This window comes from Niallia sp. FSL M8-0099 (assembly GCF_038006945.1).
In the GTDB taxonomy this organism is placed as follows: Bacteria; Bacillota; Bacilli; order Bacillales; family Cytobacillaceae; genus Niallia; species Niallia circulans.
Genome location: NZ_JBBOWF010000001.1, coordinates 528,696 through 543,306, shown reverse-complemented (window position 1 = coordinate 543,306; position 14,611 = coordinate 528,696). Strand labels below are relative to the sequence as shown.

At 34.0% G+C, this 14,611-nt stretch carries 16 protein-coding genes; 7 read left to right on the top strand and 9 right to left on the bottom strand.

Annotation, left to right across the window (positions count from 1 at the left end):
- Nucleotides 1-122 precede the first annotated feature (122 nt).
- The 4 genes from NSQ92_RS02570 to NSQ92_RS02555 form a co-directional block, all read right to left on the bottom strand.
- Nucleotides 123-593: an NUDIX hydrolase gene (locus tag NSQ92_RS02570; RefSeq protein ID WP_047942814.1), complete on the bottom strand. Its 471-nt coding sequence runs from the start codon at nt 591-593 to the stop codon at nt 123-125.
- 198 nt (nt 594-791) lie between these two features.
- Nucleotides 792-1,064: a hypothetical protein gene (locus NSQ92_RS02565; RefSeq protein ID WP_172885222.1), complete on the bottom strand. Its 273-nt coding sequence runs from the start codon at nt 1,062-1,064 to the stop codon at nt 792-794.
- A 461-nt stretch (nt 1,065-1,525) separates the two neighbouring features.
- On the bottom strand, nt 1,526-2,002 hold the full coding sequence (locus tag NSQ92_RS02560; RefSeq protein WP_280529781.1) for a hypothetical protein: 477 nt from the start codon (nt 2,000-2,002) through the stop codon (nt 1,526-1,528).
- 24 nt (nt 2,003-2,026) lie between these two features.
- Nucleotides 2,027-2,380, bottom strand: a complete 354-nt coding sequence (locus tag NSQ92_RS02555; protein WP_341152346.1) for a putative RNA methyltransferase — start codon at nt 2,378-2,380, stop codon at nt 2,027-2,029.
- Between the two features lie 428 nt (nt 2,381-2,808).
- Between NSQ92_RS02555 and NSQ92_RS02550 the strand changes: the two genes are divergently transcribed.
- From NSQ92_RS02550 to NSQ92_RS02530, 5 genes are read left to right on the top strand one after another with little or no spacing between them, the layout of a single operon-like run.
- On the top strand, nt 2,809-3,054 hold the full coding sequence (locus NSQ92_RS02550; RefSeq protein WP_047942817.1) for a hypothetical protein: 246 nt from the start codon (nt 2,809-2,811) through the stop codon (nt 3,052-3,054).
- A gap of 16 nt (nt 3,055-3,070) precedes the next feature.
- A complete protein-coding gene (locus tag NSQ92_RS02545; protein WP_047942818.1) occupies nt 3,071-3,439 on the top strand; it encodes a spore coat protein in 369 nt (122 codons plus the stop codon).
- 18 nt (nt 3,440-3,457) lie between these two features.
- Complete coding sequence (locus NSQ92_RS02540; protein ID WP_047942819.1) at nt 3,458-4,594, top strand: zinc-dependent alcohol dehydrogenase; 1,137 nt, start codon at nt 3,458-3,460, stop codon at nt 4,592-4,594.
- Nucleotides 4,595-4,610: 16 nt separating this feature from the next.
- Nucleotides 4,611-4,805 carry a hypothetical protein gene (locus NSQ92_RS02535; RefSeq protein ID WP_336045160.1) on the top strand — a complete coding sequence of 65 codons (195 nt, stop codon included), beginning with the start codon at nt 4,611-4,613 and terminating at the stop codon, nt 4,803-4,805.
- A 17-nt stretch (nt 4,806-4,822) separates the two neighbouring features.
- On the top strand, nt 4,823-5,122 hold the full coding sequence (locus NSQ92_RS02530) for a spore coat protein (protein ID WP_047942823.1): 300 nt from the start codon (nt 4,823-4,825) through the stop codon (nt 5,120-5,122).
- 147 nt (nt 5,123-5,269) lie between these two features.
- On the opposite strand, the gene NSQ92_RS02525 is transcribed toward NSQ92_RS02530, so the two are convergent.
- Nucleotides 5,270-6,367 (bottom strand): L-dopachrome tautomerase-related protein, encoded by a 1,098-nt coding sequence (locus tag NSQ92_RS02525; protein ID WP_336045159.1) that lies wholly within the window; start codon nt 6,365-6,367, stop codon nt 5,270-5,272.
- A 573-nt stretch (nt 6,368-6,940) separates the two neighbouring features.
- Between NSQ92_RS02525 and NSQ92_RS02520 the strand changes: the two genes are divergently transcribed.
- Nucleotides 6,941-7,519, top strand: a complete 579-nt coding sequence (locus NSQ92_RS02520; RefSeq protein ID WP_336045414.1) for a CBO0543 family protein — start codon at nt 6,941-6,943, stop codon at nt 7,517-7,519.
- A 248-nt stretch (nt 7,520-7,767) separates the two neighbouring features.
- Nucleotides 7,768-9,116 (top strand): IS3 family transposase gene (locus NSQ92_RS02515; protein ID WP_341152345.1). Its coding sequence is split into 2 segments (ribosomal slippage): nt 7,768-8,224 and nt 8,224-9,116, totalling 1,350 coding nucleotides; the frame shifts between segments, so codons are not numbered across the junction.
- Nucleotides 9,117-9,264: 148 nt separating this feature from the next.
- Here the strand turns inward: NSQ92_RS02515 and tnpA are convergent.
- The 4 genes from tnpA to NSQ92_RS02495 all read right to left on the bottom strand — a co-directional run bounded on the left by tnpA (nt 9,265) and on the right by NSQ92_RS02495 (nt 14,596).
- Nucleotides 9,265-9,750 (bottom strand): IS200/IS605 family transposase, encoded by a 486-nt coding sequence (gene tnpA, locus NSQ92_RS02510; protein WP_047944525.1) that lies wholly within the window; start codon nt 9,748-9,750, stop codon nt 9,265-9,267.
- Nucleotides 9,751-9,985: 235 nt separating this feature from the next.
- Nucleotides 9,986-12,229 (bottom strand): beta-glucosidase BglX, encoded by a 2,244-nt coding sequence (gene bglX, locus NSQ92_RS02505; protein WP_341117275.1) that lies wholly within the window; start codon nt 12,227-12,229, stop codon nt 9,986-9,988.
- Nucleotides 12,230-12,245: 16 nt separating this feature from the next.
- Nucleotides 12,246-13,649, bottom strand: coding sequence for a sucrose-specific PTS transporter subunit IIBC (locus NSQ92_RS02500; protein ID WP_047942829.1), 1,404 nt, complete (start codon nt 13,647-13,649; stop codon nt 12,246-12,248).
- Between the two features lie 110 nt (nt 13,650-13,759).
- The gene (locus NSQ92_RS02495; RefSeq protein ID WP_047942830.1) at nt 13,760-14,596 is read right to left on the bottom strand and encodes an AraC family transcriptional regulator; all 837 of its coding nucleotides are present in this window, start codon (nt 14,594-14,596) and stop codon (nt 13,760-13,762) included.
- Nucleotides 14,597-14,611: the final 15 nt, after the last annotated feature.

Below are 14,611 nucleotides of genomic sequence, written 5' to 3'. Positions count from 1 at the left end.
CCATTTTGTAGGTTTATCAAATTTTCCACAGCCATTTTCCACTTTAGCACATAGAATAGGCCACTCTTTTCTTTAAAGAAAGCCTCGGTTATTGATTATGTATAATTATTTTGTAGTTGAACTTATTTATATACACCTTTTCTTTTGAAAACCCAATCTTCTAAGGCATCTTCGTGTTGTTTAGTGAATAATTTCGGTATTTTATTTATTGGAAAGTACTTCAAATCCAATGTCTCAATACCATCTGCAGTAAGTTCCCCATCAATTGGCTTACATTGAAAAAAGTGAGTAATAGTCTGAGCTTTATCTCCGTTCGGAAACTCACAAAAATATTTAGAGTAGACACCAATAAGATGTTCAACCTTAACATTTAATCCTGTCTCCTCAAGAATTTCTCGTTTTGTTGTTTCTTCAAGAGATTCTCCTAGTTCCATAGCACCGCCTGGAAAACCCCACTCATTTCTATCTCCCCTTTTTTGTAAAAGAATCTCATTTCGTTCGTTATAAACAATACCTCCAGCAAAATTAAGAATAATTAAATCTTGTCCCACTTTTCCACGAATATAGCGAATGTAGTCACTGGATGTAGTCATAAATTTCCTCCTATATAAAAAATACAAGTTAATTATATACCAAATAGAAGAAAATGGTATTTCAAGTTATATTTTTCCGTCTTCCACTAACCTTTTATTTAAGGATGATTTTTTAACTTCCATTTCTAATAAGATTTAATATTAAATTCATTAGGATTTTTTATAATAAGGCAAATAGGAACTGATATGTAAAACAAATTATTTAAAGTCTTCTTTAGATATTGCTATTGAAGGGTAATGCCCAATTTGGGTTAAATCCACATCAAAAGGGACACTGTAAACCATATAGTAGTTGTCATCGTTGACTACAGAATTTATTTCCTCGATAAAACTTCTAGCTTTGTTAGAATCTGTAGTTGCATAAACTACAGCGACAACACCAGCCCCCTCTTCCATCCATCCTTTTAAAATAAGTTTCAATGGATTACTGTCTTTCAATGCAGTCTCTATCATATTCATATATTCGTTCATTTGAATCCTTCCACCTTTCTAAATAATAATTAGAACACTCCTTATCCCCATCAAATTTATATTACCATAGCAATACCTGAGTTTTAATGCATTAACTCTATACTGTTAATTCCTTCTCATACTAACCTCCTTTAGTGCAATAAGAAAATGCGATACCTCCATATTACAAAGTGTTGCTATAGTAACATAAGAGCCGCTCTACACCGAGAAATTTTTTTACCTAAACTTGTTATTTTAAATCCATTTTTTCGGTAAAATCTTACTGCTTCGTTGTCTGTTATAAAGAACCTATGTTAATGTTTATAAGACTATAAATGGTATAAAATATAAAGTTAGATGGTTCAACCTGCCCGTTAGCCCTAAAATAAAAAGACTTCCTTTTTATTTTAGAAAGCAGCCAATAATTGCAGAAAAGACTATTAGGGCTGCCCCCTCACAAGGCCATCCTAATAGTCTTTTTCCTAAATTGTATTTTTACCAATTAATATATCCAAATCAACAGTTATTTGAGCCGAATCCTTAATTAAAAAAGATTTTATTTGTTCCTCTGTTGTTGACCAAGTCAACGGAGTCATTTGAACCAACCATTCAATTGAGGATTTATTAAGGTTCATGGTATAGCTTAATCTTGAACATTCTACAAATTGAAAACTCTTCTTAAATCTCTCCATAGTCTCTGCATTAGAGTAAAACTGTTTTTCGTTTTTTTGAAAAAGATGTTCTCTCAACTCTTTTAAGTAACTATTTTGAGGTACAATTTTGATTACTATACCATTTGGTTTCAACAATCTATCAAATTCAGCATAATTTGAGGGTGATAGGATATTCAGGATAACATCAAATTGTTTAAATTTAAATGGTGTGTTCGCGAGATCAGCCACAGCCCAAATCTTATCAGAATAGTTCTTAGAAGCTACCATAATTCCTTCTTTAGAAATATCTATTCCTACTCCTAATACACTTTAGAAAAAGTTGGAACGAATAATTTCACAAATATTAGAAAGATGTGAACCTTCGCCACATCCCGTATCAAGAATAGAAATTGTTTCTTTTGTCTTAACAAGATGTTCCATAATAAACTTTGCAATTGCATGGCTTAATGGTGTAAAAAATTCCCCTTGGGTAATAAGTTTTCTTCTTGCTTCAAAAAGAGCTTTGCTGTACTTAGTATTTACTGAGTGAGTCATCAAGTTCAGATATCCTTGCCTTGCAAAATCAAATGTATGGTGATTTAAGCAGATTAAACTTTTAAAATCGATAACCTGCATAGACGATCTACATATTGGACAAGCAAAAATGTTTTCAAAATTACTCACATATTTCGCACTCTTTATTCTTTTATTTTCTTTTAACAGTCACCTCATTCATTCGTTTTTACATAAATGAAAAAGGCATAGACAAATAAACCCTCATCAAATTTTTTTGAAAATTCGAGTTGGATTTTATCCAAGTCTATACCCTTTCTATCTATAGCGAATGAATTGAATAATCATGACACTAGCTCCTTTATCCATGTGCAGCATTAAGCCTCACAGTAAATAATAACGAGTCTTTCGAAAATTGGCAAGACTATAAAGCACATAAGAAAAAGCTATCTCTCATATGTAAGATAATTTCTGCTTACGCAGAAATTATCAGCCCTTATCCTTCAAAAATATTCCTTTCTTAAAACTTTTAAGAAAGGAATATTTTATCTTAAATTTGAAACAATACCTTTGTATAAGTCAAAAAAAGGGGACCCATAATGGACATAAAAAAATTAGCCGATCATGAGTCATTGGATCTACATGAAGTTATTAATTTTAAAACCCTATGCTTAGCGAAATCAAAACTAATGCAAGGACTGGTATTTGATCAGGATTTGAGAGCATTAATGCAAAAAGATGTTCAGCAATCCATCCAAGCGCTTGGAGAATTACAGGAAATTTATCAACGCGCACCTTTTGAAGCTCCTGTTCCTCAAAACCGACCTACACCAATAATAAATTGAAAAGGAGGTAAATAAATTGAATCAAGACTATTTAGACCCTATTAACTCTCTACACATGCCTGAGTTAGCAGATACCACATTTGCGATGGATTTCCTCCTTCGTGCCAAAGAAGGTGTTCGCAATATTGCTGTCGCATTAACGGAGTCTGCATCACCTGATGTTAGAGCCCTTCTACGAAACCAGTTAATGCAAGGTATTGCCATGCATCAAGAAATTACGGAACTAATGATTGATAAGAAATGGTTCCATCCATACGAACTAAGTGAACAGTATAAACTAGATCAGCTCTCTGCCAACAATACATTGATGATTGGCAAAATGAATCTATTCCCGGTTGAGACCAATAGAAAAGGTATGTTTGACCGGACACCTGATGAACACTAACACTGGAGGCTATATATCATGAAGGCAGTTACGTATCAAGGTATTAAAAATGTTGTAGTCAAAGAAGTTCCAGACCCAAAAATTGAAAAACCAGATGACATGATTATTAAGGTAACGAGTACAGCAATATGTGGGTCTGATTTACACTTAATTCACGGCATGATTCCTAACATGCAAGAAAACTACGTTATCGGCCATGAACCAATGGGAATAGTCGAAGAAGTTGGTCCAGGTGTGACTAAGGTGAAAAAGGGAGACCGAGTCATTATCCCCTTTAATATAGCTTGTGGTGATTGCATTTATTGTAAAAATAATTTGGAAAGCCAATGTGATAATTCTAATGATAATGGTGATATGGGTGCCTATTTCGGATATTCTGGTACGACTGGTGGCTATCCTGGTGGGCAAGCCGAATATCTAAGAGTACCCTTTGCCAACTTTACTCATTTCAAAATTCCAGAGACTTGTGAAGAACCGGATGAAAAGTTAGCTGTCATTGCGGATGCCATGACTACAGGTTTTTGGAGTGTTGACAACGCAGGCGTCAAAAATGGAGATACAGTTATTGTTCTTGGCTGTGGTCCGGTAGGTCTTTTTGCTCAAAAATTCTGTTGGTTAAAAGGAGCAAAGCGAGTCATTGCCGTTGATTATGTCCATTATCGCCTCCAGCACGCCAAGCGAACTAATAAAGTAGAAATTGTTAACTTTGAGGACCATGAGAATGTAGGAAGTTATCTAAAAGAAATCACTAAAGGCGGTGCAGATGTTGTCATCGACGCTGTTGGTATGGATGGTAAAATGACAGATATGGAATTCCTCGCGAGCGGTTTGAAACTTCAAGGTGGAGCATTAAGTGCATTTGTCATAGCTTCACAAGCTGTGCGTAAAGGCGGGACAATTCAAGTTACTGGCGTTTACGGAGGCAGATACAATGGTTTCCCTTTTGGAGATATTATGCAGCGAAACGTGAATATCCGCTCTGGACAAGCACCGGTAATTCATTATATGCCATATATGTTTGAATTAGTTTCGACGGGAAAAATTGACCCAGGAGATGTCGTGAGTCATGTACTTCCACTTAGTGAAGCAAAACATGGATATGAAATTTTTGACGCGAAACTGGATAATTGTATTAAGGTCTTGTTGAAACCTTAAGGAAGGAGATAAAAAAATGAACTATGCTTTACATGAAGTTCTTGAAGTCCATGAGATATCTACATTTAAAACCACTTGTTTGACTAAATCAAAAACGATGAGAGCGTTAGTTACAGATCCGCAATTAAAAGATATTATGCAGTTAGACATTGATGTGTCTACGAGACAATTACAAGAATATGCTTCAATCCTTTCGAACGCTAAGCAGTAATTAGGAGATGAATATACATGAATCCAATCATTGAAAATTTAACTGGCATGAACGCACTATCCGACCAAGTAGTTACAATGGATTTATTAATTTCAGCTAAAAGTGGAGTTAGAAATTATGCCATGGCAGTTACAGAGGCAGGTACACCAGAAATTAAAGAAATGCTCACTCGCCATTTAGTGGAAGCTCTTGATATCCATGAACAGATATCCGCTTATATGGTAGAAAAAGGATGGTATCATGCTTGGGATACAAACGAACAAATTAGTTTAGATTTAAATAATATCCAAACAGCATTGAATTTACCGACATTATAAAAAATTCTAAGGTACAGTTTATAATTTACCAAATAAACTGTTCCTAAAAATATTTTAAGTTTTTTACGCCGGAAGTAAGTTAATACTTCTAGCTTACTTATGTTTGTTTTACACTATATTAATGAAAATGATTAATTAACTATTTTATTATGAAAAGGTCGGAGCAGGATTTTCATCAACTTTGAGACGAAGTAAACTATAAGGTTTCTGTCGTAAGTCTTTTCCATAATGAAATCTAGGCTGCCGATGTAATTGGTTCACAATGACATACAAATATTGATCCGGACCAATTGAAAAAGTATCCGGCCACAGAATTCTAGGATCATGGGCAATAGTTTCCATTATGCCATTTGGCAATATTTTACGGATACTGTTGTTTTCATAATCCCCCGCATAAACATTTCCCTTTGCATCAGTGATCATTCCATCAGATGCACCTTTTTCTCCCCAATACTCCAGATGATAACGTAAAGCCATGTCTGGTATATTTCTGTCTCTCAAGGCTTCTGTTGAAATCGAAAACAAATGACGACTGGTTAATGGCGCAAAAAATAACCTCTTTCCATCGGGAGATATCGCAAGACTATCAGATGCCAATCTAAATGGAGAAGTTGAACCATCTTTGTTTCTATTCATCAAAATTTCGCCTTCTACTTTCGGTAAAAAGTAAGGATCAGGCGAAGTTGATTTTGCACCATTTAACCGTCTAAACGCGTTCCCACTTGATAAATCTACAACAATAATAGCTCCTGGTCCTTTTGAAGAAGAATCCGTTATATAGGCATAACCTGCTTTTCCAACACGAAAATCAAAACGGACATCATTCATATAAGTTGTAGGCAAGACAACATCTTCTGTAAAATTATATACTTTCCTTATTGTATTTGTTTCTAAATCAACAGCGACTAGTTTTGCTTCACCTTTAATAGGTTCAGAAAAATTTGGTGCTGCTGTATCTAATATCCAAAGCGTTCCTCTACCATCTGCGACTACACTTTGGACGCTGATGAAAGACACTTTGTTATTCGCAGGGTTAAACAAATTAGTTTCATAACTAGGATAAGGCTGCAATTTCCCCCCAACAATTTCAGCTACAGTAAATTTAACAAGGTCTCCCCACTTTGGAAAGCAAATGAAAACGCGACCGGTTTCTGATACACTAACACCTGTAGGCATAGCTCCATAAAATGAATATACTAGTTCTAACTTACCGAAATATTTTTCCATAGGTAATAGTGGTTCCATTATATCCTCCTCATCAAAATAAAACTGGATACCATTTATATATGATTAAATTTCTTTCTAGTGCATGGTTCATACAGTGTATTTAACCAAACGAGAAAAACAAACTAATTAAAAACTGAATTGGAGGAACGAACGTATTAAATCACGTTTCTCTTAGGAAACTCTTACTAGTTTTTTATCTGGAACTTTACCTAATATATAATCTTTACCTTTTATAGTATCCAAGCCATAAACAAAGCTGACTCAATACCTAATTCCATTTACTTTTGGTATTAAAAACGTACCAAAAGAAATCAAAATTAACCTCAAGCCTTTTCGAATACTGATTTAGCATTAATTGTATAACCGACTATTAAATTCCGGCAGCTACTTGGTTCAAAACAACCAACAAATCGTAAAAGTTTATTAATTTTACCCATTCTTTCATTTGTATAAAGCTCTTTCCATGTTTCCCCCCAAAGTACTGCTGCACTTACTCAAAAAATGAAATAATTACCTTCTTTAATTATTAATAAACAAAATATATTAGGTTATTCTAACTATATAAGGCAAATATGAAGGAGGAATTTTTTTTTGAATCGTTTACGTGAATTTGACAAGATTCTACACGGTAGAAAAGAGAATACTGATTCTTTAATTAATTATTGGACAGACTATTCTAACCCTTCTACGTGGCAGTTCTGGTTTTTAATTGTTATTCTTTTAATCCCATTGGTTATTCTTTATATCAAAATGGACCGAAGTAAAGTATATCTAATTGGTTTCTATGGATATAATGTTCATGTTTTTTTTACATTCATCGATTTATACGGTATAAATCGAGGGTATTGGCATTACCCTTATCAAATTATCCCTGCACTGCCAAGCATCTCATTGGACACCTCCATGGTCCCTGTGGCTTTCATGCTTATTTATCAATGGACATTAAATAAGCATAAAAATTATTACCTATACTCTATAATAACTGCTGCCTTATTTGCTTTTATTTTAAAACCTATTTTAGTAAGTATTGGTCTTTTTAGAATGTATGGTGAAATTAATTATTTCCATTTATTTTGGGGTTACGTATTAGTACTTCTGATAGCAAAATTTATAACTTGGTTATTTCATATATTACATAAACCTAATTACTCAACTTCCAATAGAGAATAGGAAAAACACTTATAAAATATGGGTTCTTTTCCTATATTTTTGATTCCAAACATTTAATAAGTATATATTATCAATTATGGTTTTATATGAAAGAAATCCCCGCGTTTGTTCAAGTCAATTATTTCACAAACTTTTTTTATTTTACCTCGCTATAAGCTCTCCGGAACCATAAAATAAGGACCACCCGTGAGAATGAACTGCACCCCAATTGTTAGACACAAACTAACAGTTGGAGGTGCAGTTTTTATATGTCTAAATTTAATATAGAGGAAAAAATAGAAGCAGTTATTCGTTATCTACAGGGAACGGAGGGGGTAAAATTTATTGCGAAATCCATAGGGGTACATCATACAGTCTTATTAAATTGGATAAAACAATATGAATATCATGGTGCCGATGCTTTAATAAAACCCTATACATCTTATACAACACAGTTTAAACTAGACGTACTGAATTATATGAGAGAGACAGGGACGTCTATAAGGGAAACTGCTGCAATATTTAACATTGCAACACATAGTACCATTCTAAAATGGCAAAAAGGTTTTGAATTACATGGAATTGACGCCCTGAAACCAACACAAAAGGGGCGCCCACCAATGAAAAAGGAAACGAATAAACCTCAACCAGTAGAAGGGTCTGAAGAAGCATTACGAGCTGAAAATGAACGTTTACGGATGGAGAATGCTTACTTAAAAAAGTTACATGCCTTAATTCAAGAAAAGGAAAAACTACAGAACAGGACAAAGCGCAAATAATTTATGAATTAAGGCAAGAATTTAAAGTGATTGATCTAGTAAAGGTCGCTGGTATTGCGCGTAGTACGTATTACTATTGGGTAAAACAAATGGATCGCCCAGATAAATATAAGGAAGTTAAAGAGTTAATTCAGGAGATTTTTGATGAACATCAGGGACGATATGGATATCGTCGGATCACATTAGAATTACATAACCGAGGCATCAAAATAAATCATAAAACAGTCCGCCGTCTTATGAATGAGATGGGATTAAAGTGTCTTGTGCGTATGAAAAAATATCGTTCCTACCGTGGGCAAGTAGGGAAAATAGCCCCAAATATTTTGGAACGTGACTTTAAAGCATCGAAACCAAACGAAAAGTGGGTAACGGATGTAACAGAATTCCATCTACACGGGGAGAAGCTATATTTGTCCCCCGTTCTAGATTTATTCAACGGAGAAATCATCGCTTATAACATAGAAAAGCGTCCTGTTTATCTACTTGTTTCGAAAATGCTGGACAAAGCTTTTGAGCATTTGAAAGAGGGTGACACCCCTATCCTCCATTCGGATCAAGGTTGGCAGTATCAAATGAAGAAGTACCAACATGCTTTAAAGAAACATGAGATTACTCAAAGTATGTCACGTAAGGGGAATTGTTTAGATAACGCAGTCATGGAGAATTTCTTTGGCTTATTAAAGTCTGAATTACTCTATTTAAAAGAATTTGAGAGTATGGAGCATTTTAAAGAAGAATTAGAGAATTACATTCACTACTATAACCACAAACGGATTAAGACAAAATTAAAAGGCATGAGTCCGGTGCAATATCGAACTCATGCCCTAGTAGCTGCCTAAATCCCGTGTCTAACTTTTTGGGTTCAGATCAGAACGGGTGGTTTTCTCTGCGGCTGAAAGCCTTTATTACTGACCAAACCCTAAAGGGCTACTGAAAGGTTCGCCAATTGTACTACTTCTACTGGCCAGACCTCAAAGGCCTTCTCTCCTAATTTTTTCGTTTCTTTTTCTTCACTTCTTCCCCTGTAAATGGATCAATATATTCCATCATTGTTAATTGTTCTGCGACTATATCATCTTGTATTTGATTACGGATATATTCTTCAATTACCTTCTTGTTTCTTCCTACCGTATCTACATAATATCCTGTACACCAAAATTTTCGATTTCCATACTTATATTTCAATTGTGCATGTCGATCAAATATCATCAAGCTACTTTTCCCTTTTAGATAGCCTACGAATGCTGATACACTTAATTTTGGCGGAATACTCACTAACATATGTACGTGATCCTTACACGCTGTTGCTTCTATTATCTCCACGCCTTTCCTCTCACATAAGGTACGTAAGATTTGCCCAATATCTTTCTTTATTTTCCCGTAAATTATTTGTCTTCTATATTTTGGTGCAAATACTATGTGATACTTACAATTCCAAGTTGTGTGTGCTAAACTATTATTGTCTTTTGACATAAGGACTTCCTCCTGGCTATTTATTTTCGGTTGGCGAACCAAAAAATATTTTAGCACCAAGAGGAAGTTTTTTTAATACCACGCTGTAAGCTTTTTGGAACCCTAGGCATAGCCCAGGGTTTTCTTTTCTATAATAAGGAAAGGTGAATTTGAGTACTTCAAATTCACCTTTCTTAATTAGTTAAAGCTGGTTATATTCCAGCCTTAGACTCATTGCATTTCTATATAAATTCATTTAGCTTGTTTGAATTAATTCAAAACTTTCTTTTAAAGGTAAATCTTCACTACTAGAACCGATATAAACATCAAATTGACCAGGCTCGCTAGCAAAGCTTAAATCACTTCGATAAATTTTCAATTGCTCCTCTGTAATTGTAAATGAGATTGTTTTCACTTCGCCTTTTCTAATAAATACCTTTTTGAAGTCTTTTAGTACCTTTACTGGTCTAGCAGTACTGCCAAACTGGTCTCTTATGTAAAGCTGCACAATCTCATAACCGTCATAATCCCCAGTATTTTCAACCTCAACTGTTATAATTAATTCATCATGGCTATTTTGCCTTATTAACTTTTTATTAAGTGAGACAGAGTTATACTGATAAGTTGTATAAGATAATCCATAGCCAAAAGAGAATAATGGTTTATTAGATTCATCAATATATCGTGAAGCAAAGCGATAAAAAGCATTTTCTGGCAGATCTGGTCTCCCTGTGTTTAACTCATTATAATAGATTGGTATTTGTCCAACACTCCTTGGGAAAGACATCGACAGCTTTCCTGATGGATTACTTATCCCATAGAGAATATTCGCTAAGGCCTTACCTCCCATAATACCAGGAAACCAAGCCTGTATAAGAGCATCTGAGTGTTTTTCTACATCAGTTAAAATTAAAGGACGCCCACTATAAATGATAGTAATTATTTGTTTATTTAATTTTTTTATAGCTTCGAATAATTTTTGTTGAGGTTTAGGTAATGTAATCTCTGTACGTGATCCACCTTCACCACTCTGAAAAATACTTTCACCTAATGCTAGTATTACAATTTCAGAGTCCTTTGCTAAGTTAACAGCTTCTTCTATTAATTCATCATTACTTATTCTTTCATTTGGAATTTTATCTTCAAATTTTCCAAGTAAGTGTGCAGTTTCCTTCTCTATTAAATGTGATCCTCTGCAAAAGGGATTCTTATTATTCCCTACAATCTCGTTTATCCCATCTTTCAGTGTAATAGTGTCATTTATATCGCCTTTTATAGCCCACATACCAAGTGTTGATTTTTCATCGTGATATGGTCCAATAATTGCAGCCTTTTTGCCCTTTTCTAATGGCAAGACACCATTATTCTTTAATAAAACAATCGATTCCTCACTTAACATTAAAGCAGTCTTTTTATGCTCAGAACATAAGATACTAGAGTTTTCTGCTGATCTTTCTTTTAATCCTCTATATGGATCTTCGAATAAGCCCAGATCATTTTTCAAGGATAAAATCCTATAAACTGCTTTATTTAGTAAATCCATCATTTGCTCATTGTTATTAACAATTGCACCTAATTCATTAGCAAAAACCGATGTTTTCATATCAATATCTACTGTTGCTTTTAATGCTAGCTGCGCTGCTTCTTTTGGTCCATTAGCATATCCATGAGTAATTAATTCCTCAACAGCTGCATAATCTGAAATAAGTACTCCCGCGAATTTAAATTCATCTCTTAATATCATTTTATTTAACCACTCGTTACCGGTTGAAGGTACGCCATTTAAAGTATTGAATGCCGTCATAACAAGCTTAACTTTTGCTTTTACTGCCGATAAGTAACTCGGTAAATATACCTCCCGCAATGTATGCTCAGACATATCTACTGCATTGTACTCACGCCCTGCTATAGGAGCTCCATATGCTGCAAAGTGTTTAACACATCCAGCAATTTTATCTTTCGGTATTTTTTGCTCGGAATTACCTTGAAGTCCTTTTATTACTCTTTCTGCAAATAATTCCGCCATAAGCGTATCTTCTCCAGGAGATTCCATAACACGGCCCCATCTTGGATCTCTTACAATATCAACCATAGGAGAAAATGTAACGTGTAATCCTTCTTCATAGGATTCCTTAGCACTAATGGAAGCTGCTTCTTCTATTAAATCAAAGTTCCAACTACAAGTTTGTGCCAATGGAATGGGAAAGATAGTTCTAAATCCATATATAATATCTGCCATAAAAAGCAAAGGGATTTTATGGCCTGAGTTTTCTAAATATTTCTCTTGAATTTTAATTATTTCATGAGCATTAGTAATATTTAAGATTGATCCTGTATGATAAATATTATAATTTTCATTTAATCCTAATTTTTTTATTGGACCAGTTATCGTTTCTTCCGTTTCATTAGTAAAAAAATCTCCAGTTAATTGCACAAGTTGACCGATTTTTTCCTCAACGGACAGAGAATCGATTAAAGCCATAACTTCATTTTTTTGCATCGATACTCCCTCCTTATTATTTTGTTTTTGGGTGATCTTTATATCCAAAAAGATAGGTAAGAATAAATGCCACACCAAACCCGATTAGGGATACTAATAAATATCCAAAAATTTGACTATTCAGAAATAGCAAAGTCCCTGGAATAGCTGTGATAGACATTCCTGTGGCTGATAAGTGCATTAACCCAGCTACAAATCCACCAGCAGCACCCCCTATTAATCCCATAATAAAAGGCTTCCCGTATCTTAATGTAACACCAAAAATAGCTGGCTCAGTAATTCCTAGTAATGCAGACATAGTGGAGGGATATGCAATAGCCTTAGTTTTCACATTTTTTGATTTAACCGCGACTGCAAATGCTGCTCCTGCTTGAGCACAGATCGAAGCAGTACTTATCGGGTTAACCAAATTTTTTCCTGTATCAGCAAGCATTTGGATTTCAATTAAATTAAGAGGATGGTGCAATCCTGTTATAACGATTATTTGATTAATCCCACCATAAATTAAACCACCAATACCAAATGGTAATTCTAAAACATATGTTACTGCATGTAATAATAATAATTCTACTTCATGAAAAACAGGGCCAATTAAGAAAAACGCTAAAACTATCATGATTAATAAAGTGAAGAACGGAGATAAAATTAAATCAAGAGCACTCGGCACTCTTTTTCTAATAAATCCTTCCACCTTTGCTCCCAAAGCCCCAACAATAAATGCAGGAAGAACAGAACCTTGATAGCCTGCAACTTTTATAATTCCGAAAAATTTTAAAGGCTCTGCTACATTTTGTGCAACATCCCATGATGTGGGCAGACTTGGATGTACAAGCATTAGCCCTAACAGAATTCCTAATAATTGCGAACCTCCAAATACTTTGAAAGCAGACCAACAAACTAATACAGGAAGAAATGCAAAAGCAGTATCTGTTAATATTTGAGTAAACTTAATAAAATTATCTGAAATATGGTCTGGCGTTAAACCAAATACTGCGAGGATATCAGGTTGTAAAATCAATCCTCTTACACCCATAAATAACCCAGTAGCTACCAATGCCGGTATAATTGGCACGAATACATCTCCGAACAAACGTATCATTCTTAAAAAGATATTATCATCTTTATCTGAAGCAATCTCTTTCAATTCAGACTTTGTTGTTCCCGATACGCCTTCTTGCAACATCGCATCATAAACATGATTTACTGTACCCGTTCCAAAAATAATTTGATATTGACCAGAAGTAAAGAAGAAACCTTTAGCAAAATCAATATTTTCAATCAATTCATCATCAATTATATCCCTATCTTTTACAATTAATCTTAGCCTAGTAGCACAATGAGCCATCGAAATAATGTTGTCAGTCCCACCAATACCACGTATTACTTCTTGAGCAATATTTTTATAATTTTTATTACTCATTTCTCCCCCTCATTTCTGTTTATTAATTATCAAAAACACGTGTAATTTAGCTAACCACACAAACAAGGATAACAGGAATACGTTTACATTACGTTGCATTTTCTTACTAATTAAGGGTCATTTTTTGACCTTTTATAGTATTTGGGATTAATATTCATGGTTGATCGAAAATAGTTTCTAAATGATTTTACATTTGAAAAACCTGATTCATAGGCAATTTGTGTAATGGTTTTATCTGTTGTATTCATAAGCTCAATTGCTTTTTCTAAACAAAGATTTCTTTTAAAATCTATGAAAGTCTGTCCAGTTATTGTATGAAATAATCGAGAGAGATACGCTTCAGAATATCCACAGGCATTGGCAATTTCTTTTAAGCTAGGATTATCTTTATAGTTATTTTTGAGATGCCTTATTACAATTTCAAGCTGCTTCAATTTTAATTGTTTGCGATTATTATCTTCACATTTCCCATTAGCTCCAGAGGAAAAATTTGTTACCAACAAATATTTTAGATGAAGTATTTTACTCTGTTCCAATAAGTAGTCATATTCGTTCGTCGATACATGGTATTCTATAATTTCAGTTATTATTTTCCTAGTATAGTCTATTACTTGCGCATCATATTTGTTTTCGCAAGTGCTTAAATGAATCGATTTATTTTCTTCTTCAAGAAAATTTCCAGGAAACTGAATGATGCATACATTATTATGAGTTATACTTTGGGTAGAATGTGGGGTATTAGAATTGATTAATAGCAAATCTCCCTTTCCCAGGGTAACAATTTTTCCTTCATACCAGACTTTTAGCTTTCCTTCTACACAATAAATTAGTTCAGGACTATCATGCCAATGCATAGGGATAATTCTTTCTGTATCTTTGGCTTTGAATGAGAAAAATTTTATTGTTTTTTTCTGATTTATTTCAATATATTCATATAGTTCACCCATCAGTAATTTATCCTT